At 73.8% G+C, this 22,853-nt stretch carries 25 protein-coding genes; 13 read left to right on the top strand and 12 right to left on the bottom strand.

All coding sequences use genetic code 11. The features are described 5' to 3' along the window. Positions 1–26: 26 nt before the first annotated feature. From FGI33_RS13855 to FGI33_RS13845, 3 genes are all read right to left on the bottom strand, one after another. The gene (locus FGI33_RS13855; RefSeq protein WP_119435176.1) at positions 27–968 is read right to left on the bottom strand and encodes a methyltransferase family protein; all 942 of its coding nucleotides are present in this window, start codon (positions 966–968) and stop codon (positions 27–29) included. After that, complete coding sequence (locus FGI33_RS13850) at positions 965–1,480, bottom strand: ASCH domain-containing protein (protein WP_237582029.1); 516 nt, start codon at positions 1,478–1,480, stop codon at positions 965–967. Before FGI33_RS13850 ends, FGI33_RS13855 begins: the two co-directional genes overlap by 4 nt. 68 nt (positions 1,481–1,548) lie before the next feature. After that, positions 1,549–2,268, bottom strand: a complete 720-nt coding sequence (locus tag FGI33_RS13845; RefSeq protein WP_119435226.1) for a class I SAM-dependent methyltransferase — start codon at positions 2,266–2,268, stop codon at positions 1,549–1,551. A gap of 37 nt (positions 2,269–2,305) precedes the next feature. Here FGI33_RS13845 and FGI33_RS13840 point away from each other — a divergent pair, with 37 nt between their 5' ends. Both FGI33_RS13840 and FGI33_RS13835 read left to right on the top strand, forming a co-directional pair. Continuing rightward, positions 2,306–2,833, top strand: a complete 528-nt coding sequence (locus tag FGI33_RS13840) for a hypothetical protein (RefSeq protein WP_119435227.1) — start codon at positions 2,306–2,308, stop codon at positions 2,831–2,833. A gap of 54 nt (positions 2,834–2,887) precedes the next feature. After that, positions 2,888–3,448 (top strand): GNAT family N-acetyltransferase, encoded by a 561-nt coding sequence (locus FGI33_RS13835; protein WP_119435228.1) that lies wholly within the window; start codon positions 2,888–2,890, stop codon positions 3,446–3,448. On the opposite strand, the gene FGI33_RS13830 is transcribed toward FGI33_RS13835, so the two are convergent. Beyond that, complete coding sequence (locus tag FGI33_RS13830; RefSeq protein ID WP_119435229.1) at positions 3,445–3,963, bottom strand: GNAT family N-acetyltransferase; 519 nt, start codon at positions 3,961–3,963, stop codon at positions 3,445–3,447. The genes FGI33_RS13835 and FGI33_RS13830 overlap by 4 nt on opposite strands. Positions 3,964–4,141: 178 nt before the next feature. Here FGI33_RS13830 and FGI33_RS13825 point away from each other — a divergent pair, with 178 nt between their 5' ends. From FGI33_RS13825 to FGI33_RS13795, 7 genes are all read left to right on the top strand, one after another. Further along, a complete protein-coding gene (locus tag FGI33_RS13825; RefSeq protein WP_237582477.1) occupies positions 4,142–5,101 on the top strand; it encodes a DMT family transporter in 960 nt (319 codons plus the stop codon). Between the two features lie 9 nt (positions 5,102–5,110). Beyond that, complete coding sequence (gene nucS, locus FGI33_RS13820) at positions 5,111–5,806, top strand: endonuclease NucS (RefSeq protein ID WP_119435737.1); 696 nt, start codon at positions 5,111–5,113, stop codon at positions 5,804–5,806. Between the two features lie 55 nt (positions 5,807–5,861). Continuing rightward, positions 5,862–6,578 carry an HAD family hydrolase gene (locus FGI33_RS13815; RefSeq protein ID WP_119435516.1) on the top strand — a complete coding sequence of 239 codons (717 nt, stop codon included), beginning with the start codon at positions 5,862–5,864 and terminating at the stop codon, positions 6,576–6,578. Between the two features lie 113 nt (positions 6,579–6,691). Continuing rightward, on the top strand, positions 6,692–7,153 hold the full coding sequence (locus FGI33_RS13810) for a MarR family winged helix-turn-helix transcriptional regulator (RefSeq protein ID WP_012039555.1): 462 nt from the start codon (positions 6,692–6,694) through the stop codon (positions 7,151–7,153). 70 nt (positions 7,154–7,223) lie between these two features. Continuing rightward, positions 7,224–8,093 carry a M56 family metallopeptidase gene (locus FGI33_RS13805; RefSeq protein ID WP_194675200.1) on the top strand — a complete coding sequence of 290 codons (870 nt, stop codon included), beginning with the start codon at positions 7,224–7,226 and terminating at the stop codon, positions 8,091–8,093. A gap of 248 nt (positions 8,094–8,341) precedes the next feature. Next, positions 8,342–9,451 (top strand): VIT1/CCC1 transporter family protein, encoded by a 1,110-nt coding sequence (locus tag FGI33_RS13800; protein ID WP_119403145.1) that lies wholly within the window; start codon positions 8,342–8,344, stop codon positions 9,449–9,451. A 61-nt stretch (positions 9,452–9,512) separates the two neighbouring features. Continuing rightward, a complete protein-coding gene (locus tag FGI33_RS13795) occupies positions 9,513–10,142 on the top strand; it encodes a HEAT repeat domain-containing protein (RefSeq protein ID WP_119434917.1) in 630 nt (209 codons plus the stop codon). Here FGI33_RS13795 and FGI33_RS13790 read toward each other — a convergent pair. Continuing rightward, positions 10,139–11,026 (bottom strand): alpha/beta fold hydrolase, encoded by an 888-nt coding sequence (locus FGI33_RS13790; RefSeq protein WP_119434918.1) that lies wholly within the window; start codon positions 11,024–11,026, stop codon positions 10,139–10,141. The two genes, FGI33_RS13795 and FGI33_RS13790, sit on opposite strands and share 4 nt — an antisense overlap. 148 nt (positions 11,027–11,174) lie before the next feature. Here FGI33_RS13790 and ectB point away from each other — a divergent pair, with 148 nt between their 5' ends. Next, the gene (gene ectB / locus FGI33_RS13785) at positions 11,175–12,506 is read left to right on the top strand and encodes a diaminobutyrate--2-oxoglutarate transaminase (protein WP_204585406.1); all 1,332 of its coding nucleotides are present in this window, start codon (positions 11,175–11,177) and stop codon (positions 12,504–12,506) included. Positions 12,507–12,566: 60 nt separating this feature from the next. On the opposite strand, the gene FGI33_RS13780 is transcribed toward ectB, so the two are convergent. Then, a complete protein-coding gene (locus FGI33_RS13780; RefSeq protein WP_119456494.1) occupies positions 12,567–13,229 on the bottom strand; it encodes a response regulator transcription factor in 663 nt (220 codons plus the stop codon). Beyond that, positions 13,226–15,076, bottom strand: a complete 1,851-nt coding sequence (locus tag FGI33_RS13775) for a sensor histidine kinase (protein ID WP_237582028.1) — start codon at positions 15,074–15,076, stop codon at positions 13,226–13,228. The genes FGI33_RS13780 and FGI33_RS13775 overlap by 4 nt, the downstream gene beginning before the upstream one ends. A 135-nt stretch (positions 15,077–15,211) precedes the next feature. Here FGI33_RS13775 and FGI33_RS13770 point away from each other — a divergent pair, with 135 nt between their 5' ends. Continuing rightward, a complete protein-coding gene (locus FGI33_RS13770; RefSeq protein WP_237582027.1) occupies positions 15,212–16,657 on the top strand; it encodes a CitMHS family transporter in 1,446 nt (481 codons plus the stop codon). A 101-nt stretch (positions 16,658–16,758) separates the two neighbouring features. On the opposite strand, the gene FGI33_RS13765 is transcribed toward FGI33_RS13770, so the two are convergent. The 4 genes from FGI33_RS13765 to FGI33_RS13750 form a co-directional block, all read right to left on the bottom strand. After that, complete coding sequence (locus tag FGI33_RS13765; protein WP_119434872.1) at positions 16,759–18,222, bottom strand: DUF2079 domain-containing protein; 1,464 nt, start codon at positions 18,220–18,222, stop codon at positions 16,759–16,761. A 119-nt stretch (positions 18,223–18,341) separates the two neighbouring features. Next, positions 18,342–19,442, bottom strand: a complete 1,101-nt coding sequence (locus FGI33_RS13760) for a DUF3039 domain-containing protein (protein WP_119434873.1) — start codon at positions 19,440–19,442, stop codon at positions 18,342–18,344. Positions 19,443–19,478: 36 nt separating this feature from the next. Next, on the bottom strand, positions 19,479–19,877 hold the full coding sequence (locus tag FGI33_RS13755; protein ID WP_119434874.1) for a helix-turn-helix domain-containing protein: 399 nt from the start codon (positions 19,875–19,877) through the stop codon (positions 19,479–19,481). Positions 19,878–20,039: 162 nt separating this feature from the next. Beyond that, positions 20,040–20,471, bottom strand: a complete 432-nt coding sequence (locus FGI33_RS13750; protein WP_237582026.1) for a DUF5997 family protein — start codon at positions 20,469–20,471, stop codon at positions 20,040–20,042. A gap of 103 nt (positions 20,472–20,574) precedes the next feature. Here FGI33_RS13750 and FGI33_RS13745 point away from each other — a divergent pair, with 103 nt between their 5' ends. Continuing rightward, positions 20,575–21,600 (top strand): LysR family transcriptional regulator, encoded by a 1,026-nt coding sequence (locus FGI33_RS13745; protein ID WP_237582025.1) that lies wholly within the window; start codon positions 20,575–20,577, stop codon positions 21,598–21,600. A gap of 59 nt (positions 21,601–21,659) precedes the next feature. Here the strand turns inward: FGI33_RS13745 and FGI33_RS13740 are convergent, their stop codons facing one another. Beyond that, a complete protein-coding gene (locus tag FGI33_RS13740; protein WP_119435109.1) occupies positions 21,660–22,391 on the bottom strand; it encodes an SGNH/GDSL hydrolase family protein in 732 nt (243 codons plus the stop codon). Between the two features lie 125 nt (positions 22,392–22,516). Here FGI33_RS13740 and FGI33_RS13735 point away from each other — a divergent pair, with 125 nt between their 5' ends. Beyond that, positions 22,517–22,837, top strand: a complete 321-nt coding sequence (locus FGI33_RS13735) for a hypothetical protein (protein ID WP_119435108.1) — start codon at positions 22,517–22,519, stop codon at positions 22,835–22,837. The last annotated feature ends 16 nt before the right edge of the window (positions 22,838–22,853 follow it).

The raw sequence follows: 22,853 nt of genomic DNA, 5'->3' as shown, positions 1-22,853 counted from the left end.
CATCCTGCGCCGGTCGGGCCGGGTCGTCAGCGCGGCGTCGCCTCGACGCCCGGGAACGTCGGCACCCAGCAGCGCACGGCGGCGCGGTAGCGGCGGAACGGGTCCCCGAAGCGGGCCTCGAGGTCGGCCTCCTCGCCCGGGCGCACGACGTGGTTCCAGAGCGACGAGCCGATGACGGCGTAGGCGACGACGAGCCAGGATCCGAGGATCAGCCCGACGGCCGCCGCCTGCGTGACGCCCGCGAGGGCCATGGGGTTGCGGACGAAGCGGTACGGACCGGCGATCACGAGGCGCGTGGCGGTCGCGGCCGGGAGCGGGGTCCCGGCGCCGCGGGTCGACATGGCGGCCGCCGACCAGATGCCCAGCGCGCTCGCGAGCACCAGCACGACGATCCCGACGGGCAGCGCGGCGGCCGGCAGCGGCACCGCGACCCGCCAGCGCAGCTCGAGCCAGCGGATCCCGAGCGGCGCGACGACGAGGAAGGAGCCCCAGAAGACGACGATCTGCGCGGCCGTGGCGACCACGTGCCGCGAGGTGGCGGCGCTCGCGTCGGCGGGGCGCGCGGCGAACGGGCCGATGAGCGCCCAGCGGGTCGGCAGCCGGCCGAGGAGCAGCAGGGCGCAGTCGACGAGCGATCCGAGGGCCGCGGCCGCCATGACCACGACGCCGATCCCGGCCTCGGTCGTCACGGTCGCGTAGCCGGCGAGCGCGACGGCGACCACGAGCGTCCACGCGGACGCGATGACGGCGGCCCACCGGATCCCGGCGGCCGCGAGCGCCGACCCGACCACGAACAGCGGGACGTCGAGCAGGGCGACGGGCAGCGGATCCAGCGAGCCGAGCGTCGCGACGCGCACCGCGGGGATCGTCGGCACGGCGATCCACAACGCGGCCCCGCCCGCCGCCTGCGCGGCGAACCACAGGCGGGCCGCCGTGCGCGCCGGGGGGAGGCGCGACGTCCGCCTCACCGCGGGTCCGCGTGCTCCGGCGGCCAGACCACGGCGAAGCGCTCGAACACGATCTCGTCGTCCTCCGACCAAGCGGCGCCGCGGGCCGCGCTGACGCGCTCCCAGTAGATGCGGTGCTGCGTGCGCCAGCTCTCGAGCGAGAGGTCGTCCTCGCCCTCGTCGCGCGCGAAGGCGGCGTCGGCGCTCGTGAAAGGGCCGACGCGGAGCTCGGTGCTGCGGATCACGATGCGCGGCGACCCGGTGCTGTCGCAGGCGATCCAGTGCGAGCCGATGCGCGGCACCTCGTCGCCGCGCGCGAGGAAGTCGGCGACCAGCTCGGCGGTGGCGCGCTTCCGGCCGGAGAGCACGATCCCGAGCAGCTCGTCCGCGAGCCGGGCGTGATCCCCGAAGTGCTCGACCGTGTGCTCGCGCCCGGCCGCGGCGGCCTGCGGGTGCGCCGCGGCGTACGCGGCCCACATGCGCGCGGCGGCCGCGAGGTCGGGCGGGGAGACGGGCGCGGGCGCATCGGGCATGGATCCGATGCTCCCACGGGCGTCGGCGCCGCCGGGCACGGGCGACGCGGTCAGCGCGGCCGGCGCGGTCAGCGCGCCCGCGCCACGAACACCATCACCCGCGACGCCTCCGTCAGCGGGCCGCGCGCGAAGTCGCCGTGCACCGCCTCCACGTCGAAGCCGGCCGCGTCGAGCTGCGCCGTGATCGTCGCCCGGTCGCGGAACGCGAACTCCTGCTCGTCGGGGACCAGCTCGCCCGTCGCGACGAACCGGCTGCGGAAGACGACCGTGACGCGGCCCGGTCCCGTCTCCTCGACCTCGGCCCACTCCTCGAGCGGGCCGTGCGCGGTGTCCCGGGTCGTGGCCGGGCCCGACCACCGCTCCCACGGGCGATCCGCCGGGTTCCGGCTCTCGAACGTGAGCGTGCCGCCCGCGCGGAGGGCGCCGCGCAGGTCGGCGAGGGTGCGGATCCAGTCGGCGTCGGGGATGTGCTGCACCACGTTGCCCGTGAGGAACGCGATGTCGAACGGGCCGGGCGGCAGCGCGCGGCTGTCGCCGTGGACCCACTCGACCGCGTCGCCGCCCGGCCGGTGCCGGGCGACGTCGAGCATCGCGGCCGACGGATCCACGCCCACGACCCGGCGCCCGGCCGTCGCGAGCGTGACGGTCAGCATGCCCGTGCCGCAGCCGAGGTCGAGCACGGACCGCGCGCCCACCTCCGCGGCGAGCGCCCGGTCGAAGTCGTGGTCGGGGCCGTCGGGGTTGTCGCCGTCGTAGAGCGCGACGAGGCGGGGATCGAGGTCGGGCATGCCCCGACGGTAGCGGGCGGGCGCCTAGCCTGATCCCGTGACGGATCCTGAACAGCAGCCCGCCCGCGGACGCCGCGCCCCTGACGCCGAGCAGCGCTCCGAGGCGCTGAAGGAGCGGATCTACGTCACCTTCACCGCGCTCGCGGTCACCATCGCGACCGTGCGCGAGGCCGAGCACGCGACGATCGGCGGCGCCGCGCTCACCCTCCTGCTGACGGTCGTCGGCACGCTGCTGGCCGTGGCGACCGCCGAGTACATCGCCCAGATGGTGCGCGACGGCGAGGTGCCGGACCGGCGCGACATCGGCCACATCCTCTACGTGTGCGGCAGCTCGCTGGGCGTCCTGCCCGCGCCGCTCGCGATCCTCGGGCTGTCCGCGCTCGGCGTGCTCGACCTCGCGGCCGCCCTGCGCATCATCGCGATCGTCCTCGTGGCGACGCTCGTGCTCGTGACGCTCGTCGCCGTCCGCCGCCTCCGCGTGGGCCTCGGCGTGAAGCTCCTCGTGCTCGCGGGCGTCGCGGTGCTGGGCGTCGCGGTGCTCGCGGTGGAGCTGGCCGTCCACTGATCCGCTCCGGATCCGATCCCGGCCACCCGCGGGCGATCGACGTAGCGTGAGGGGATGACCGCCTCCCCGCTCGTGCCTCTCCTGGAGACTGCGCGCCTGCGGATGCGTCCGCTGGGTCCCGCGGACGTCGACGTCGTCCACCGCCTCTGGGCCGAGCGCGACCCGCGCCATCCCCCGCGCCGTCGCGTCGACGACGAGGGGCACCCGTCGCGCGACGAGGTCCGCGACCGCCTGACGGTGCAGGCGGAGGAGTCGCTCCGCACGGGCATCGGGCTGCTCGCGATCGAGCGCCGGGACGAGCCGGGCGTCATCGGGTACTGCGGCCTCGTCGTCGGCAGCGCCTCCGTCGAGGAGCCGGAGATGGCGTTCGAGCTGCTGCGCGATCTGCACGGCCAGGGCATCGCGACGGAGGCGGCGCGCGCCGTGGTCGAGGCCGCCCGCGCGACGGGACGCGTCCGGCTCTGGTCGACGGTGCGCCGGTGGAACACCGCGTCGGCCCGCGTGCTGGTGAAGGCGGGCTTCAGGGAGAGCGGTCGCGTCACGCCGGATCCCGAGCACGGCGACACGATCTGGATGGTGCGCGACCTCGGCGACCCGTCGCCGGACGGCGTCTAGCCCGCCCGCAGCTCCCAGCGGACCTCGCCGTCGACGCGCTCGTCGGTCGGCGCGAGCCCGAGCCGCCGCGCGACGGCCTCCGACGCCGCGTGATCCGGGTGGATGGCCGCCCGCACGACCCCGACGCCGTCCTCCCGCAGCCACGCGACCATCGCGGCCGCGCACTCGGCCGCGGCGCCGGATCCCTGCGCCGCCGTCCCCACGAGCCACGCGACCTCCGCCACCCGCCCCGGCGCCTCGCCGGTCACGGTCGCCTGCACGAACCCCGCCGCGCGCCCCGACCCGCGGTCGCGCAGCACCCACACGAGCCACCGCGCGGATCCGTCCGGCGAGCGCCCCGCGGCCTGCCGCGCGAAGCGCACCTCGAGCGCGGCGGGCGACGGCGGCTCGCCCCCGGTGAAGCGGTACAGCGCCGGATCCGCCAGCACCTCGACCATCTCCCGCGCGTGCGCGACCACCAGCGGCTCGAGCGCGTACCGCGCCGTGACGAGCACGGGGGCGGGCGACGTCGTCATCGCCCGAGCCTCGCACGCTTCGGGCGCGCTGACCTCGGCGAGGCCTCGCGCCGTCGCACCCCGCCGATACGCTGACGACGTGACACCCCCCGGCGCACCGGCGCCCTCCGCATCCCCCGCCCCCGCCTCGCCGCTCGCGATCCCCGGCGGCCGCCGCATCGCCGTCCAGTTCGCCGCCATGGGCACGGTCTGGGGCGCGAGCTTCCTGTTCATGAAGGTCGCGCTCGAGGGCGTCTCGTTCGGCCAGGTCTCGTGGACGCGGCTGGTGCTCGGGGCCGTCGCGCTCGGCCTCATCGTCGCCGCGCGCCGCCTCCCGCTGCCGAAGGAGCGCGTCGTGTGGCTGCACTTCGCGGTCGTCGGCGTCGTCGGATCCGCCATCCCGTACTCGCTGTTCGCCTGGGCCGAGCAGCACGTCACGTCGGGCGTCGCGAGCATCTACAACGCGACCACGCCGATCATGACCGCCCTCCTCGCGACCCTCGCCTTCCGGGTCGAGAGGCTCGGCCGCCGGCAGCTCGCGGGCATCGCGCTGGGCATCGTCGGCGTCGTCGTGATCATCGGCCCCTGGCGCCTCACGCCGGACGCGGAGGCCGCCGCGTCCGGCCAGCCGCTGCTCGAGCTCGCCGGCCAGCTCGCGTGCCTCGGCGCGGCCCTCTGCTACGGGATCACCTTCGGCTACCTCCGCCGCTTCCTCACGCACCGCGGCATCCCCGGCGTCGTCACCGCGTTCATGCAGATCGGCATGGGCGCCGCCGCGATGGTCGCCGCCACCCCGTTCCTCGCGACCGGCCCGGTGTCGCTGGATCTCCCCGTCGTGCTCAGCCTCGTGGTGCTCGGCGTCGTCGGCACGGGCCTCGCGTACCTCTGGAACATGAACGTGCTCCTCGCCTGGGGCCCCACCGCCACCTCGACCGTCACGTACATCACGCCGGTCGTGGGCGTCGCGCTCGGGATCCTGGTGCTCGGCGAGACCCTGCACTGGAACGAGCCCGCGGGCGCCGTCCTCGTGCTCCTCGGCGTGCTCCTCTCCCAGGGCCGCCGCCGCGCCGGACGCGGATCCGCCACCTCGGCCTCCGCGACCGCCGCACCGGCCGCGGCCGCGCCCGCCGCGACGCGCACCCCTCCGACGCCCGGATAGGCTCGCCGGGTGCGTCTCGTCATCGCCCGCTGCTCCGTCGACTACGCCGGCCGCCTCAGCGCGCATCTCCCCCTCGCCACCCGCCTCCTCATGGTCAAGGCCGACGGGAGCCTCCTCGTCCACTCGGACGGCGGCTCCTACAAGCCGCTCAACTGGATGAGCCCGCCCTGCACCATCGTCGAGGTCGAGCCCGACGACGACCAGGCGCTCTCGGGCGTCCGCGAGATCTGGCGCGTGGTGCAGCCCAAGACGGCGGACATGCTCGTCGTCTCGATCCACGAGGTGCTGCACGACTCCGCGCACGACCTCGGCGTCGACCCGGGCCTCGTGAAGGACGGCGTGGAGGCCCACCTGCAGAAGCTGCTGGCGGAGCAGATCCACCTGCTGGGTGACGGCCACGAGCTCGTGCGCCGCGAGTACATGACGGCCATCGGGCCGGTCGACATCCTCGCCCGCGACGCTGCCGGGAAGTCGGTCGCGGTCGAGCTCAAGCGCCGCGGTGACATCGACGGCGTCGAGCAGCTCACGCGCTACCTCGAGCTGATGAACCGGGATCCGCACCTCGCGCCGGTCACGGGCGTCTACGCCGCGCAGGAGATCAAGCCGCAGGCCCGCACGCTCGCCGAGGACCGCGGCATCCGCTGCCTCCTCCTCGACTACGACGCCATGCGCGGGATGGACGACGGGCACTCGCGCCTGTTCTGACCCGGCCTCGGGGCGCTCCCGGCGGGCATCCGATCGACCCTCGTAGGGTGGGCGGGTGACCGCACCCGACACGTCCACGCCGTCCCCCGTCGCGGGCTCCGCGCCCTGGAGCTGCATCCTCTTCGACCTCGACGGCACCATCACCGACTCGGCCCCCGGCATCACCGCGCAGCTCGCGAAGACCCTCGTCTTCATGGGCCTGCCCGTGCCCGGCCCGGCCCAGCTGCTCGAGTACGTGGGCCCGCCCATCCTCGACTCGTTCCGCGACCTCGCCGGCATGGACGACGCCGCCCAGCAGCGCGCTCTCGCCCACTACCGCGCGGGCTACGCGGGCGGCGGCGTGTTCGACAGCTCGGTGTACGCGGGGGTCCCCGAGGTGCTGCGCGCGATCCACGCGGCCGGCGTCCCGCTCTCCCTCGCCACCAGCAAGCCCGAGTCGCAGGCCCGCCGCGTGCTCGACCACTACGGCCTCACCGACCTGTTCACCGAGATCTGCGGCGCGAGCGAGGACGAGGTGCGATCCGCGAAGGCCGACGTCATCGAGGAGGCGCTGCGCCGGCTGCGCGAGGCGGGCGTCGACCTCGAGAACGTCGTGATGGTGGGCGACCGCGAGCACGACGTGCAGGGCGCCGCGGCCCACGGGATCCCGACGGTCATGGTCGGCTGGGGCTACGGCTCCCCGGCGGAGGCCGTGGGCACCATCGCGGTGGTCGAGACGGCCGCCGAGCTCGAGGCCCGGCTGCTCCCGACGGCCGCCCGACCCGCCGCCTGAGGACGCCGCTCCGAATCCCTCACACGCAAGAGCCTTTCCACAGATCCGGCTGCCGGGGCGCCATCACCCCGGGGTTAGCAACACGGAGTGACAGAATGACCCGCGGAGGAACCATGTCAACACCGCAGGACCTGCAGGACCCGCTCGCGCTCGACAGGCAGGTCAGCTACTCGCTCGTCGTCGCCGCCCGCAGCGTGACCGCCCTCTACCGACCCATCCTCGACCCGCTGGGGCTCACCCACCCCCAGTACCTCGTGCTCCTCGCCCTGTGGGCCCGCGGACCGCGCTCGGTCAAGGACCTGAGCCACGAGCTCCAGCTCGACAGCGCCACGCTCTCCCCGCTCCTCAAGCGGCTGGAGGCCATGGGCCACGTCTGGCGCGTGCGCCGGGCCACCGACGAGCGCGTGCTGGAGATCGGGCTCACCGACCAGGGCCGCGAGCTCCGCGAGAAGGCCGTCGCCATCCCGCAGCAGATCCGCGACCGTCTCTCCATGACGGAGGAGCAGCTCGAGGGCCTGAAGACCGTGCTGAGCCAGGTCATCGACAACGCGAAGGCGCTCCCCGAGACCATCTGACCCGGCCGTCCCCGCATCCCGCGCCACCGGCTCCACCGCATCACCGCACCACCCGATCGGAGCGCGACCAGTGAGCGACACGGTCCGCGCGGTGCTCCTCCTCGAGTGCTACGTCACCGTCACGCTCCTGGCGCCGCTCCTCCTCGGCCGCCTCCCGCTCGTCGCGCAGCGACCCGTCGCGATGCTCGCGGCCTGGCACGGGTTCCTCGTCACGGCGGTGCTGAGCCTCGGATCCGGGCTCGGGCTCCTCATCCACCAGGGCATGGCGATGCAGGCGGGCGGCGGCTCGCCGGAGGACGCCGGCACCGCGCCCCTCGCCGCCATCCCGCTCGCCTACGTGGCCGCGGGCGTGCTGGGCGTGCTGCTCTTCCGCATCGTGGAGGAGGGCGGCCGGGTGGTGCGCGAGGCCAGGCAGCGGGCGGGCGAGGTCGCCACGCTGCTGCTGGCGTCGCGGCCGTACCGGGTGGCGGGGCGCGATGCGCGGATCGTCGAGTCCGACGTGCCGCTCGCGGCGCTCTCCCCCGCGACCGGCGTGATCCTCCTCACCACCGAGGCGCGCGCCCGCCTCGACGACGACGAGCTCGCGGCCGTCCTCGAGCACGAGACCGCGCACCTCGAGCAGCGGCACGCGCTCGCGGTGCGGATCGCCCAGGTCTCCCGCGCGATCCTCCCGGCCCTCCCCGCCAGCCAGCGCCTCGCGCTCTCCACCACCATCGCGATCGAGTTCATCGCCGACGACCACGCGGCCCGCGCCACCGGGCCGGCCACGGTCGCCGCGGCGCTCAGCAAGCTGGATCCCGACGGCGGCCTCTCCGCCCTCCGCGCCGACCGCATGCGCCACCCCCGCGGCGGGCACCGGGTCGCGCTGCGGCTGCTGTGCGCGGTCGCGTGCGCGCTGCCCGTGCTGCCGGTGGTCATCGTGCTGCTGCCGCCCGCCTGAGCGGACGGGCGCCGCGGGCCCGCCGGGACCCGTGGGGTAGGGTCTCCTCTCGAAGGGGAGTAGTCCCCCCGGCCTCCGCGCCGGACGGCGATGCGTCGACATGCTGGCCCCCGGGCCCGGTGCATCACCCGCCACGAGCACCACGGCGGGCGGACGAGACCTTCGGCCAGACGAACGACAGGCGCACGTCGCGCCGTCGCGTCGGCCGGAGACCCCGCGTCCCCGGTCGTCGCCCGACCGGAGGACCCATGACATCCATGCCCCCTGCCCGCACGCCCGATCCGACGCCCGCCCAGGTGCGCCGCTGGCGGCAGTACCTCGCCGACGAGCGCGCCGAGGCCGCCGTCTACCGCGACCTCGCCGGCCGCCGCACGGGCGAGGAGCGCGAGATCCTGCTCGCCCTCGCCGAGGCGGAGGGCCGCCACGCCGACCACTGGATCGAGCTGCTCGGCGACCGCGTCGGCAAGCCCGTGCGCGGCGACATCCGCACCCGCATCCTCGGCTTGCTCGCCCGCCGGTTCGGATCCGTCTTCGTGCTGGCGCTCGCGCAGCGCGCCGAGAGCCGCTCGCCGTACGCGGACGACGCCGACGCGACCGACGCCATGGCCGCCGACGAGCGCGTGCACGAGGAGGTCGTGCGCGGCCTCGCCACCCGCGGCCGCATGCGCCTCTCGGGCACCTTCCGCGCGGCCGTCTTCGGCGCCAACGACGGGCTCGTCAGCAACCTCGCGCTCGTGCTCGGCATCACGGCCACGGGCGTCGCGAACTCCGTGATCCTCGCGACGGGCCTCGCGGGCCTCCTCGCCGGCGCGCTCTCCATGGGCGCAGGCGAGTTCGTGTCGGTGCGCTCCCAGCGCGAGCTGCTCGAGGCCTCGGCCCCGGATCCGGGCACGCGCGACGCGCTCCCCCACCTCGACGTCGACGCCAACGAGCTCGCCCTCGTCTACCGCGCCCGCGGCATGACCGAGGAGGAGGCGCTGGCGCACGCCGACGAGGTGCTGCGCGACCTCGCGGCCGAGACCCGGCCGATCCCCGTCACCATCGCGGGCGTCGCCGCGCCGGAGGACGACCACGAGAGCGTCGGCACCGCGTGGGGCGCGGCCATCTCGAGCTTCTGCTTCTTCGCGTCGGGCGCCGTGATCCCCGTGCTCCCGTACCTCTTCGGCCTCCAGGGCCTCGCGGCGCTCGCGGTCGCGTGCGTGCTCGTGGCCATCGCGCTGTCGATCACGGGCGCGGTCACGGGCCTCCTCAGCGGGGGCCCGCCGCTGCGCCGCGCGGGACGCCAGCTGCTCATCGGCTTCGGCGCCGCCGGGGCCACGTACCTGCTGGGGCTGCTCTTCAACACGCAGGCCGGCTGATCCGCCGTCCCGCCCCTCCGGGCGGCGGGACGGGCCTGCCGCAGCCGATACGGTTGTCCGCATGGCTGACGGAGATGACCCCCGCCGTCGCGAGGACTCCCTCGCGACGCGCATGAGCGACGCGGTGTCGCGCACGAGCGAGCGGGAGGTCGCCCTGCGGGCGATGGGCCTGCTGGACGGGCTGTACGAGGGCGACGACTTCCTGCTGCTGGTCGGCGGACGCCACGCCCGCGGGATCCTCAACGGCGCCCCTCCCCTCTACTGGCCCGAGGCCTGGGGCGCCCGCGCGCTCCTCTACGCCTGGACGCCCGAGGCCGCGAAGGTCGTCGAGAAGAACCTCACGAACCGCGCCTGGCGCGTGCGCGAGGCCTGCGCGAAGGTCGTCGCGACCCGGCAGCTGCCGCTCGTGCGCGCGCTCACGGTGCTCGTCACCGACGAGAACGCCCGCGTCCGCGGCGCCGCCCTCCGCGCGCTCGGCGCCGTCGGCGGCCCGTCCGACGAGGACGTCATCCGCCGCGCGCTCACCGACCCCGACACCTCCGTCCGCGTCGCGGCCCACGACGGCCTCGAGGCCCTCGCCGCCCGCCACGACCAGGTGCTCTCCCCGGCCGGCCGGCACGCCGCCGCCGCGGCCGAGGCGAGCGCGCCCGCCGAGGATGACGCCGACGCCGAGGGCGACGACCGCTCCTAGCGCTCCGGCGCGTCCGGCGGCAGCGACGCGAGGAAGTCCTCGACCAGGCCCGCGAAGAGGTCGGGCCGCTCGATCTGGGGCATGTGGCCGCAGTCGGGGATGAGGCGCGTGCGCGCGTCGGGGAGCTCGCGCGCGACGGCCGCGAGGTGCGCGGGCGGGAGGATCCGGTCCCGGTCGCCCCACACGGCGAGCACCGGCAGGCCCGACTCCCGCACGCCCTCCACGAGCGGGCGACGCCATCGGGAGCTCACGCCGCGGACGGTGCCGAGGTCGCGCGCGATGTCGAGCATCGTCGCCGCGTGGGTCGGCCGGGCCGAGAGCTCCTGCGCGTGCCGCACGCGCGCGTCCGTCGTGAGGGCCGGGTCGTGGAAGATCGTGCGGGTCGAGCGGCGGGAGTTGCCGGGCGTCGGCCGCATGAGGAGGGTCGCGAGCGGGTCGAAGGCGAGCATCCGGAGGCCCACGGTCACCTGCCGGCCGAAGCCCGCGCTGTCCGCGAGCACGAGCGCCCGCACGCGGCCGGGGTGCCGGGTCGCGAGGGTCATCGCGACCGCGCCGCCGAGCGAGTTGCCGACCACCGTCACGGGACCGGCGACGCCGGCCGCGTCGAGGTACCCGGGCAGCGCGTCGGCGAGCGACTCCAGCGTGGTGGGCCCGGCGACGGGATCCGACCAGCCGAACCCCGGAAGGTCGAGGCTGTGCAGCGCGTGGCCGGCGGAGAGGCGATCGTGCTGCTCGTCCCAGTCCTCGAGGCTGCGGCCGATGCCGTGCAGGAGGAGGAGCGGGTCCCCGGATCCGGTGACGCGGTGCCGCACCTGCCGGCCGTCGACCTCGGTCATCGCGGTCCCCGGGGCCCGGAGCGGGTCGACGTCCCCGGGTGCGGCCATGTCGCGACCCTACCGAGATCCTCCGGGCGGGGGATTCCTGCGATGTCGGGAGGAGGTGCGACGATGGAGGGGCTGCGCATCGCAGCGCCTTCCCCGTCGCCCGGAGCCACGAGCCCGCCCGACGTGCGGCGATCGACCGAGGTCGCCGATGAGCATCAAGGAGCGACACGGCATGACGATCTTCGAGCAGATGGAGTCCGAGGTCCGGAGCTACAGCCGCGGCTGGCCGGTCGTGTTCGACCGCGCGGTGGGCAGCGAGATGTTCACGGCCGACGGCGACCGCTACCTCGACTTCTTCGCGGGCGCCGGCGCGCTCAACTACGGGCACAACAACGCAGGGCTCAAGCAGAAGCTGGTCGACTACATCCTCCGCGACGGGGTCACGCACTCCCTCGACATGTTCACGGAGGCCCGTCGCGACTTCCTGCAGACCTTCCAGGACGTCATCCTCCAGCCGCGCGGGCTCGACTACCGCATCATGTTCCCCGGCCCGGGCGGCGCCAACGCGGTCGAGGCCGCGCTGAAGCTCGCGCGCAAGGTCACCGGCCGCACCACGATCGTGCACTTCACGAACTCGTTCCACGGCATGACCGAGGGCGCGCTCGCGGTCACCGGCAACGCGCTCAAGCGCGGCGGCGCGGGCCACCCGCTGCACCACGCGGTCGCGGTGCCGTTCGACGGCTACCTCGGCGGCGAGACCGACAGCCTCGCGTACTTCGAGAAGCTGCTCGACGACTCGGGCTCGGGCTTCGACGCGCCCGCCGGCGTCATCGTCGAGACCGTGCAGGGCGAGGGCGGCATCAACGTCGCCACGCCCGAGTGGCTCCGGAAGCTGCGCGACCTGACCACGCGCCACGGCATCGTGCTCATCGTCGACGACGTGCAGATGGGCTGCGGCCGCACGGGCGGCTTCTTCAGCTTCGAGGAGTCCGGCATCGTCCCCGACATCGTCACGCTCTCCAAGTCCATCGGCGGCTACGGCCTGCCCATGGCCCTGACGCTCCTCAAGCCCGAGCTCGACCAGTGGAAGCCGGGCGAGCACAACGGCACCTTCCGCGGCATCGCGCCCGCGTTCCTCACGGGCGCCGAGGCCATCCGCCTGTACTGGGCCGACGGCGAGCTCGAGGCGTCCACGCTGCGCAAGGGCGAGCGGATCCACGAGGTCTTCACCGAGATCGCCGCGTCCGCCCCCGAGATGCAGCTGAAGGTGCGCGGCCGCGGCCTCGCGCGCGGCATCGAGTTCCCCTCGGGCGACCTGGCCGGCGCGGTCTGCCGGGCGGCGTTCGAGCGCGGCATGCTCATGGAGACGAGCGGCGCCGGCGGCACGGTCATGAAGGTGCTGCCCGCGCTCACCATCACCGACGAGCAGGTCGAGGAGGGGCTCGCCATCATCCGCGCGTCCGTCCGCGAGGTCCTCGGATCCACGAGCGAGGAGCTCGCGGCCGACGAGGTGCCGCTGCCGGTGGCCGTCGGGAGCTGATCTGCGCTCCTCATCCCCGACGGCCCGGCCCCGCACGCCCGGCGCCGGGCCGTCGTGCGCCTACCGCGGCCGCAGGATCCGGTAGCGGTGCTCCGGGCGGCCCGTGGATCCGTAGTTGAGCTGCACGTCGACCACGCGGTCGCGGGCGAGCGCGCCGAGGTAGCGCTGCGCGGTGGCGCGGGAGACGCCCACGCGCTCGGCGATCTCGGGCGCGCTGAGCTCCTCGTCGGACGCGGACAGGGCATCGAGCACGGCCTGCTCGGTCGCCGGCCGCTCGCGCGCGGAGACCCTGCCGGGCCGCAGCGCGTGGATGGCGCGGTCGATGCCGGCCTGGTCGAGCGGGCGGTCGCTCGCGAGCCCGGCGCGGAAGGCCGCGTACGCCGCGAGGCGCGCGGTGAGCAGCTCGGGCGCGAACGGCTTCACGAGGTAGGAGACGGCGCCGCCGCGGAGGGCGCGACGGACGGTGGCGGGGTCGTCGGCGGCCGTGACGAGGATCACGTCGGGCTCGATGCGCCGCACGAGATCTACGCCGCTGCCGTCGGGCAGGTACGCGTCGAGGAGCACGAGGTCGGGGCGCGACGTGTCGAGCACGGCGAGCGCCGCCCGCACGCTGCCCGCGGTGCCGACGGCGCGGAACCCGGGCGCCTGCTCCACGATGCCCTCGTGCAGGCGGGCGATGCGGAAGTCGTCGTCGACGACGAGGACGGTGAGGTCGTCGGTCATGCGCGGGCTCCGTCGTGGTCGGGGTCGGGGTCGTCGTCGGGGTCGGGGTCGTGGGGTCCGTCGTCGGGCGGCTCGACCACGCCCGCGAGGCGCGCGCAGAGCACCGCACCGGATTCGGCGTCGGCCGGCGGGCCGCCGGGATCCGCGACCCACACGTCGCCGCCGTCGCGCCGGGCGATGTCGCGCACGAGCGGCAGGCCGAAGCCGAGGCCGTGGGCGGGATCCGCTCCGCCGCCCGCCGCGAGCGCCTCCGCGGCCCCGTCCACGTCGTCGGGTCGGCGCTGGAACACGCGGCCGGCGTCGGACGCGGCCAGCCCGTCGCCCGAGTCGGACACCGCCAGGTGCAGGTCGGCGCCGTCGTCGAGGGCCTCCACCTCCACCCACCGGTCGGCGCGGGATCCGCGGACGGCCGCGTGCACCGCGTTGTCCACGAGGTTCCCGAGGACGGTCGTGACCTCCTCGGGCCGCACGAGGATCCCGCGGACGAGCGTGCCGGGCCCGACCCGCAGCGCCACGCCCCGCTCCTCCGCCTCCATCGCCTTCGCGCCGAGGAACGCCTGCAGGTAGGGCTCGTCGACGAGCCCCGCGTCCACCGTGGGGAACGCGACGGGACCCTGCTCGAGCACGCCCGCGAGGTAGCCGTCGGCCTCGTCCACCCGGCCGGTCGCGACGAGGCCGCGGACGACGTGGAGGCGGTTCGCGAACTCGTGCCGCTGCACGCGCAGCGCCGTGGACATCGCGGTGACGGCCGTGAGGCGGCGGCTCATCGCCTCGATGTCGGTCTCGTCGCGCAGCACCATCACCGTGCCGAGGTCGCGCCCGTCGCGGTCGACCCGGGCCACGTCGACGAACAGGAGCCGGTCGTCGACCACCGCGCGGAGCGACGCGGATCCGGCGGCGGGCGCCCCGGCCACCCCGGACGCGGATCCCGCGCCCGCGCCCGCGCGCGCCGCCGAGACCGCATCCCGCAGCACGGGCGCGACGCCGAGGTCCGCGAGCGTGCGGCCGACCGGATCCACGAGGCCGAGCAGCTCGGCAGCGCGCGGGTTGCAGACGGTCACCCGGCCGTCGGGGCCGATGCCGAGGACGCCCTCGCCGACGCCGGAGAGCACGGCCGCCTGGTCCTGCACGAGGCCCGCGAGCTCGGACGGCTGGAGGCCCAGGGTGAGGCGCGCGAGCCGCCGCGAGAGGATCCCGCTGGCCACCGCCCCGACGCCGAGCGCCAGCAGCGCCACGACCGCGATGGCCGCGACGTCGACGCCGATGGAGTCGCGCACGGTCGCCGCCGCGAAGCCGACGCTGACCTCGCCGACGACGCGGTCGTCCCCGGACGCACCGCCGCCGTCGGCGCTCGCGTCCGTCAGCGCCCGCACGGGCACCTTCGCCCGCGCCGACTCCCCGAGCGTGCCGGTCGCCCACGTCACCTCCTCGCGCCCCGCGAGCGCGACCGTCGGATCCGTGCTCACGCGCTGCCCCAGCTCGGACACGTCGGGGTGCGCGAGCCGCAGCCCCCGGTCGTCGGTGACCACGACGAAGAGCGCGCCGGTCCGCCCGCGCACCGCCTCGGCCGTGCGCTGCACCGGGCCGTCGGCGAGGTCGGCGGCGGAGGCGGTCGCGGGATCCGCGGTCTCGGCCGTCACGGCGCTCCGGAGCGCGGGGTCCTCGGCGGCCGTGCGCGCGATCGCGAGCGCCGTCGCCTGCGCCTCCTCGCGGTTCTCGGAGGAGCTCAGCAGGCCGTAGGCGACCGTCGCGATCCCCACCACCACGAGCACGACGAGCAGCTGGAGGACGAGGGTGCGGCGCGCGAAGTCGAGCCCCGCCCGTCGTCGCCCCGTCGCCCGATCCACTTGGTGAGCATAATGCGCAGAACGTCGTCTACGTGCACTATCGCGGCGAAGCGGCACAAGCGCGACGGACCGCGGACGCCCACCTAGCGTGTGGTGTTCAGCCGGGCGTCCCGCCCACCGACGAAGGAGTCACACGTGCTGGTATTCCTGGGCTTCGCCATGGTCCTCACCTTCATGGCCCTGATCATGACCAAGCGGCTGACGCCCATGGTCGCCCTCATCCTCGTCCCGACGATCTTCGGCCTCTTCGCGGGCGCCGGGCTCGGCATCGGCGACATGGTCATCGAGGCGCTCGGCGACCTGGCCCCCACGGCCGCGCTGCTGATGTTCGCCATCATCTACTTCGGCATCATGATCGACGTCGGCCTGTTCGACCCGCTGGTGCGCCTCATCCTCCGCGTCGCGGGCGGCGACCCGGCGAAGATCGTGCTCGGCACGGCGATCCTCGCGGCCGCGGTCTCCCTCGACGGCGACGGGTCCACGACCTTCATCGTCACCACGGCGGCCATGCTGCCCATCTACCGCAAGCTCGGGATGAGCCCGGTGGTCCTCACCTGCACTGCGGGCCTCGCGAACGGCACGCTCAACATCGTCCCGTGGGGCGGCCCGACCGTCCGCGCGGCGGCGGCCCTCAAGGTCTCGCCGACCGACATCTTCGTGCCGATGATCCCGTCGCTCCTCGTGGGCATCGCGCTCGTCATGATCTTCGCCTGGACGATGGGCCTCCGCGAGCGCAGCCGCCTGGCCGCGCTCGGCGAGGCGCGCGCCGAGGGCGGCCTCGACGCCGCGGGCGGCACCGGCTCCGGCGGATCCACGGGCGGCTCCGGCTGGTGGCGCGCCGGTCGCGGCGCGCCCGCGACCCCGCGCGGCGGCCTCATCACGATGGCCCCGGCCCTCGTCCGCGCCGAGACGGCCGCCGTCTCCACGCTCGGCACGACCATGCTCGACCCCGACCGCGAGACCCTGCGCCCCCGCATGATCTGGTTCAACCTGGGCCTCACGATCGTGGTGCTCGCGCTGCTGATCATGGACCAGCTGCCCCTCGCCTACGTCTTCATGGTCGGCGCCGCCATCGCGCTCATCGCCAACTTCCGCGACCTGAAGCACCAGGGCGAGCGCATCGCGGCGCACGCGCCCAGCGTGGTCGGCGTCGTGTCGATGGTGCTCGCGGCCGGCGTCCTCATCGGCGTGCTCAACGGGACCGGCATGGTCTCGGCGATGTCCGCGTGGCTCGTCACGATCATCCCGGACGCCCTCGGCCCCGGCCTCGCGGTCATCACGGGCGTGCTCAGCATCCCGATGACCTTCTTCATGAGCAACGACGCCTTCTACTACGGCATGCTCCCGGTGCTCGCGGAGAGCGCCGCGAACTACGGCATCGACCCCGTCGAGATGGCGCGCGCGTCGATCACCGGGCAGCCCGTGCACCTGCAGAGCCCGCTCGTGCCGGCGATCCTGCTGCTCGTGTCGCTCGCGGACGTGAACCTCGGCGACCACCACCGCAAGGTCCTGTGGCGCGCGGTGCTCGTGTCGCTCACGATGCTCGCCGTGGGCGTGCTCACGGCGGTGATCCCGATCTGATAGGGAGCGCTCCCCCGCGAGCGCACGGACGCGGAGGCCGGGCGGCTCGGGGGAGCGCCCGGCCTCCGCGCGTACGGGGTCGGCGGGATCCGGTGGTCGGGCTACGAGACCCGGCGCGCCACCTGGTACCCGGCGTCGGCGTAGACGATCTCGTAGACCGTGCCCGCCTGCGTCGCCTCGCCGTACTGGTCGGCGTTGAGGGCGCCCTGGCCGAGTCCGCCGCCGAGGGTGTCGATCACCACGTACTGCGGCGCCGGGTTGCCCGGGTTGCCGAGCCAGAAGACCTCGTGGTCGTCGACGAGGTACGACATGAGGCCGATGTCGCTGAGGACGCTCGCGCCCGCCGGCACCTGGTCGAGCGCGGCCTGCGCCTGCGCGGCCCGCGGCGACGGCTGCCACATGGCGGGCTTCGCGAGCTCGGCCATGGGCGACGACAGCGCGAGCACGACGGCGGCGGCCGCCATCACGGGCACGGTCGCGCGGGACGCGGCCGCGAACCACCGCTGCCGGCCCGCCCGCGCGCGGAGGACGCCGTCCATTGCGGCGGCGAAAACGATCGGCATGAGCACGGCGTCGTAGTGGTAGCCGGGCGCCCAGTACGCCTCGGTGGGCGAGAGGAAGCGCCAGGCGAGCGTCGGCACGATGAGCAGCATGAGCGGCGACCGCAGCGCGATGAGCGCGCCCGCGAGGATCAGGAAGGCGACCGTCTCGAGCTTCGGCGCGGCGAAGAGCCCCGCGACGGTGCCGAGCGGATCCGCGAGCGCCCCGCCCGCGTCGAGCTTGGACGCGTAGTCCCAGCGGGCCTCGCGGTTGAAGGCCGGCAGGATCACCGTGGTCGCGAGCACGAACCACGCGACGCCCCAGCCGGCGAGCGCGATGCCGACGCGGCGGTCGAGCGCGAGGGCGATGATCGCGCCGAGCACCGCGACCGTGAGGCCGAGGTCCTCCTTGACGAACACGAGCGGCACGGCCCACGCGGCGGCGGCGAGCGCGCGGCGGGCGATCACGGCGTCGAGCGCGAAGGCGAGCAGCGGCAGGGCGAACGCGATCTCGTGGAACTGGAACGCGACCGCGCCCTGGATCCCCCAGCTCAGCCCGTACGCGGCGGCGACGACGATCGCGCCCCACCGGCCGACGACGCGACCGGCCAGGCGGCCGACGCCGACCACCGAGATCCCGATGAGGACGGACTGCACCACGAGCAGCGCGAACGCATGCGGCCAGACGGCGTAGACCGGGCCGAGCAGCACGAGGATCGGGTGGAAGTGGTCGCCCATGAGGTTGAAGCCGTCGCCCTTGATGGAGACGATGGGCGCCTGCAGGCGCGCGTAGTCCTGCGCGAGCTGCGTGAAGATGCCCGTGTCCCAGGACTTCACGGTGAAGCGGCGCCACTCGAGCGCCGAGTAGAGCACGTAGACGGCCGTGACGAGAGCGGCGACGATCACGGAGCCGACCGTGCCGGGCACGCGGGATCCGGTGATCGGCGCGGGCAGGACGCCCGCGGGATCCGGCTCGGCCTCGTCGGCGGCGTGGCGGCGGCGGGCCGTGTCGTTCGTGCGGGTCACGGAGGACAGGGTCTCACGTTTGAGTCGGGTTGTGACCTAGATAGCCCTTATAGGAGGGAGCGAAAACGCGCCTCCTCTACCGAACCGCCTGAAGATAGCCTTAGGAATGGCGATTAAGCTCAAATTGGAAGTGCGGCGTGACGGTCTACGCACTTTGCGCATGTCTCCAATCCCGTGTGATCGGCCGTAGGGACAAACCAATACCCACAAAGCGCCCTAACGGCCGCTCCTTCAACTTGCGCATCCACGAGGCGCGACTCCGTCGCGTAGTGAGCGTGAACACCCAATAAAAGCCCGTCGGGTGACTCGTCTGGACTTAGTACTCCCGTCGAACGTAGTGTATTCGCCTTACTAAGAGTACTCTGATCTATTAGAGCCGAGTATGCGAAGGAATCGCCCACATAGGGAGTCTGGCGCCATTCCTCGGCGTGGGGCTGGAGGGCCGCCCTCGCCAGCTGTGACGCGAGGTCGGCCTCCAAAACATCGGCACGATCGACCACGGCAACTGTAAGGAAGGCCTCAATAAGGTCCTCATCTCCCACCGTTTCGCGGGAGATGCTGAGTTCCACGCGAGCGACTACATCATCAGGCCGCTCAGGATCACTACTAGGAATATCAACGGGACCCGCGCACGCATCGTACCCATGCGCTAAAGCGTCCACGCAGGTACTGAGAAGTACCAAAATGGCACCATGCAAAGAGACTTTCCACCCGTCGAGCGATGATACTTGCTTATCGATCTTCTGTAATAGCTTATCTTCAGCGTTTGGGAGGAAAGCCTCCGGTCCAGAACGGGTGATTGTCTGCATAAAACTTGAGTAGAAATCACGGTCTTCACCGGCTGCGCGAATGCCCGCGCCGCAAAGCCACACTTGATCCGTTCCGACCAAACTGTGATCTGTAGCTGCCCCGCGCCAGCGCGTACTTTTTTGCTTCCACCAGTGCGGGTTCTTTAGCCCGGAAACGCTTTCGCGAGCCACTTCGCTACCTTCAGCTGCAAAGGCAGAACTAAAGGACGAGATGATTGGATGGGCAAACAAATGCAATCGCGGTAAAGACCTGATTTGACGTGCCACATCCGAACGCCTGGCGCCGCCTTGCTGTGCCGCCTTTACGATTGCACGCAGATCCAGTGCGGCCCGATGATGCTCGATGGAAGCCCAGTCCGCGACAAGGTCTTCGGTCAAGCAACGGAGTGTAACGCGACGCTCGATTGACATCTCGTCATCATAGATGACGTTCCCTCGGGTGGGGAATCAGGTCATCGCATCGAGTATGTCGTCCTCCATCGCGGCACGGCGCGCAACAGACTCGGCGTCAGATCGCCCGAACGAGAGCACTTTCAAGTTGTACTCGTTAACGTCGCTCATGGAGATCCGACGGTCCCGCTCACCTACGACGTGGAAGGGCAACACCCCAGCGTCAAGGATCTTATAGAGGTGCGTGCGACTGATGCCCAAAATGGCTGCGGCCTTCGACGGAGTGAGCACGTCATCATCGCTTGCAACGGTCATGCTGACGCCGTGCGACAGCCCTTCGCTCAACTTTCCAAGTACCCGACCCAGCTCGGACTCTTCCGGCAGCGACTGCTGTAAGTGACGAAGAGCATCAATCTCCGAAGAGGGGACAGAGGAAGCGGAAAGAGTCGTGGGCATGTGGGTTGCCTTCTGAAGTGGAGTGTCATCACGTTGACCCACATGTCAATGTAGGTGTCACAAGTGTCACATCGGGGTTGAGTGCTGTCAAACCCTGATCGGATCGCGGCTACGTCCTGGCGGCCGGCGTCGCAGAAGGCGCCGCGGGCCCGGAGGCGGCGCTCAGCGGCGCGAGCCGTCCGTGCCCTCCTGGCGGTCGCGCTCGGCGGCCATCGCGGCGCGGCCGGCGTCGCGGTTCTTCACGCGGATCTGCTCCTCGCGCACCTCGGCCTGCGTCGCGCGCTCCTGCACGAGCCACTGCGGCGGGGCCTGCAGCAGCTCCTTGATCTGGGCGGTGGTGAGCGCCTCGTCGACGCCGCCGCGGGCGAGGCCGGCGATGGAGACGCCGAGCTTGCCGGCGATGACCTGGCGCGGGTGCGGGCCGTCGCGCAGCAGCGTGGCGAGCCACTCGGGCGGGTTCTCGTGCATCTCGGCGAGCTCGGCGCGGGACGGGGTCGACTCCTGGAACTCCACGGGGGTCGCCGGCAGGTGCACGCCCAGCTTCTTCGCCGCGGTGGCGGCCTTCATCGTCTGGCTGGATCCGGGGCTCGTCATGTGCCCAGGGTACCGTCGGGGCCCCGGGCGCCCTGCACTAGCCTGGATCGGACCCGCCGCCGCTCCGCGCGCCACCACCGAGCGGGCCATCGAGGGGACTCCCGTGGACGCCGACCCGACCGCCCTCCGGCACTTCGCCGCCGTCGCCGACGAGCTGCACTTCGCCCGCGCCGCGAAGGCCCTCAACGTCTCGCGCATCGCCGTGAGCCGGTCGATCCTCGACCTCGAGGCGCTCTGGGGCGTCGAGCTGTTCGTGCGCGACGACGGCCCCACGCGCCTCAGCCCCGCGGGCGAGGACCGGCTCGTCGCGGCCCGCGCCGCGATCGCCGCCGAGGACGCCCGCCTGGCCGCGGAGGCCGCCGCGCCGCCGCGCGGTCTCGTCGTCGCGATCGTGCCGGGCGTCACCGTCGCCAAGTGGACCCGCGCCTGGGACGAGCGCGTCGCCGACGTGCCGCTGCGGGTCGTGCCGCTCGCCGAGCCGGACGCGGCGCCCGCCCTGGTGGACGGATCCGCGGACGTCGCGTTCCTCCGCCTCCCCGTCGACGGGCGCGGCCTCACGATCGTGCCGCTCTACGGCGAGGTGCAGGTCGCGATCCTGCCCAAGGAGCACGCGCACGCCACGTCCGACGCGATCGCGATCGCCGACCTCGCCGAGGACCTGCTCCTGCAGCCGGCCGAGCAGGTGCCGGGCTGGCCCGGGCGCACGGCGGGCGCGGATCCCGTCCCCATGCCCGAGGACGTCGCCGCGGCCGTCGAGCTGGTCGCCGCGGGCGTCGGCTTCGTGGTGGTGCCGCACGCGCTCGGCCGGCTGCACGCGCGCAAGGACGTCGTCGCGGTGCCGGTGCACGACCTGCCGGAGACGCGGATCGCCGTGGCCTGGCGCGAGGGCGACGCCTCCCCCGACATCGAGGAGCTCGTGGGCATCGTCCGCGGGCGCACCGCCGCGAGCTCCCGGTCGCAGCGCGACGACGACGAGCGTGATCGCCGGAAGCCCACCGCCGCGCAGAAGACCGCGCGCAAGGCCGCGGGCAAGGCGGGCGCCCCGGGCGCGAAGGGCGGATCGAAGCCCGCGCCGAAGGGCGGCGGCAAGCGCACTCCCCCGCCGCGCGGCCAGCGGCGCGGGCGCTAGGGACGCGGGCGGGCGGATCCGCCGGGCCGGGTCACGCGGACCGGGTCACGCGGACCGGGTCACGCCGGGCCGCGCTCCGCCTGCAGGTCGGCGATCACGCGGCCCACGTGCTCGCCCCAGCGGCGGTACATGGACGCGTAGCGGAACTCGCCGCCCTCGAAGTCGACGGGGCCGGCGTCCGGCAGCTTCACCGACGCGACCTGCGGGAAGCGCGCGCACACCTCGGCCTTGCTCTGGGAGAGGTACGCGGCGTGGTCCCGGAACAGGCCCCGCACGAAGCCGCCCGCCTGCACGTACTGCGAGACCTGCGGCACGTCCGAGACGAGCACGGTCGAGTTGTCGGCGGTCTGCTCGACGAGGTGGTCGAGCAGGTCCTCGAGGTGGTGGACCCACGGGGTGATGCGCGTGAGCTCGAGCGCGTCGGCGACCCCGGGCATCACGAGCACGACGTCGTAGCGGTGCAGCTCGGTGATCTGCCGCACGGCCTCCTGCGTGGCCGTCAGATGCTGGTCGGCGAGCGGGACGGTGCGCCACTCGACGCCGCGGCCGGTGATCGCGGCGAGCGCCCGCGCCGACTGCGCGGCCACGCCCTCCGCGTGCGTGCGGAGGCCCACGCCGGATCCGCCGATCCCGCCGAGCGCGAGGATGCGGTCCGGATCCGGCCCCGGCACGACGCCGACGGGCGCGTCCGTGGGCACGGCCGCAGTCAGCGGGGTGGGGATGCCGCCGCGCAGGCTCGCCGCCACGAAGGGGCGTACGGCCTGGTGGAGGACGCGGATCGGCGGGGTCATGGGCTCCTGGGGTGGCGGGGGTCCGTCCATCTTGCCCCGACGGCCCCGGTGTCGGAGGCCGAGCCTATCGTCGTCCACGAGCACGGCCGGGTGCTCGCGACCGCGTCCCACCACCAGGAGCACCGATGACCCGCGAGCCCGAGCCCCTCGTCCACCACCCGCACGCCCGCTTCCACCAGGGCGCCTGGCGCGTGCAGGTCGCGTCGCAGCCCGTCCTCGGGTACGTCGTGCCCACCGTGCGCGCGCCCGGCGCGGATCCCGTGTTCGAGGTCTACGCCGACGCGGTCGACGACTCGGGCCGGCGGGTGTGGGTGTCCACCGCGGTCACGCTGGAGGCCGCCGTCGCGTGGATGCGGGAGCACGACATGGAGCTGCTCTCCTTCGCGGGCGAGCACGCGCGTCGCCGCCGCGAGATCGTCTCCGGCATGATGCCGACGCACTACTGAGGGCGCGCTGCGCGGC

Origin of the sequence: Clavibacter phaseoli, from assembly GCF_021922925.1 — a bacterium.
Lineage (GTDB): Bacteria > Actinomycetota > Actinomycetes > Actinomycetales > Microbacteriaceae > Clavibacter > Clavibacter phaseoli.
The sequence above is the reverse complement of the archived record's forward strand: the minus strand, read 5'-3'. Positions and strand labels throughout refer to the sequence as shown.

Coding starts and splice junctions, on each gene's coding strand:
- FGI33_RS13795 (WP_119434917.1), top strand. CDS start 9,513: ATGGCTGACGGAGATGACCCCCGCCGTCGCGAGGACTCCCTCGCGACG.
- FGI33_RS13830 (WP_119435229.1), bottom strand. CDS start 3,963: ATGACGACGTCGCCCGCCCCCGTGCTCGTCACGGCGCGGTACGCGCTC.
- FGI33_RS13850 (WP_237582029.1), bottom strand. CDS start 1,480: ATGCCCGATGCGCCCGCGCCCGTCTCCCCGCCCGACCTCGCGGCCGCC.
- FGI33_RS13790 (WP_119434918.1), bottom strand. CDS start 11,026: ATGGCCGCACCCGGGGACGTCGACCCGCTCCGGGCCCCGGGGACCGCG.
- FGI33_RS13750 (WP_237582026.1), bottom strand. CDS start 20,471: ATGACGAGCCCCGGATCCAGCCAGACGATGAAGGCCGCCACCGCGGCG.
- FGI33_RS13825 (WP_237582477.1), top strand. CDS start 4,142: ATGGGCACGGTCTGGGGCGCGAGCTTCCTGTTCATGAAGGTCGCGCTC.
- FGI33_RS13800 (WP_119403145.1), top strand. CDS start 8,342: ATGACATCCATGCCCCCTGCCCGCACGCCCGATCCGACGCCCGCCCAG.
- ectB (WP_204585406.1), top strand. CDS start 11,175: ATGAGCATCAAGGAGCGACACGGCATGACGATCTTCGAGCAGATGGAG.
- FGI33_RS13780 (WP_119456494.1), bottom strand. CDS start 13,229: ATGACCGACGACCTCACCGTCCTCGTCGTCGACGACGACTTCCGCATC.
- FGI33_RS13760 (WP_119434873.1), bottom strand. CDS start 19,442: ATGTCAATCGAGCGTCGCGTTACACTCCGTTGCTTGACCGAAGACCTT.
- FGI33_RS13810 (WP_012039555.1), top strand. CDS start 6,692: ATGTCAACACCGCAGGACCTGCAGGACCCGCTCGCGCTCGACAGGCAG.
- FGI33_RS13835 (WP_119435228.1), top strand. CDS start 2,888: ATGACCGCCTCCCCGCTCGTGCCTCTCCTGGAGACTGCGCGCCTGCGG.
- FGI33_RS13740 (WP_119435109.1), bottom strand. CDS start 22,391: ATGACCCCGCCGATCCGCGTCCTCCACCAGGCCGTACGCCCCTTCGTG.
- FGI33_RS13735 (WP_119435108.1), top strand. CDS start 22,517: ATGACCCGCGAGCCCGAGCCCCTCGTCCACCACCCGCACGCCCGCTTC.
- FGI33_RS13755 (WP_119434874.1), bottom strand. CDS start 19,877: ATGCCCACGACTCTTTCCGCTTCCTCTGTCCCCTCTTCGGAGATTGAT.
- FGI33_RS13845 (WP_119435226.1), bottom strand. CDS start 2,268: ATGCCCGACCTCGATCCCCGCCTCGTCGCGCTCTACGACGGCGACAAC.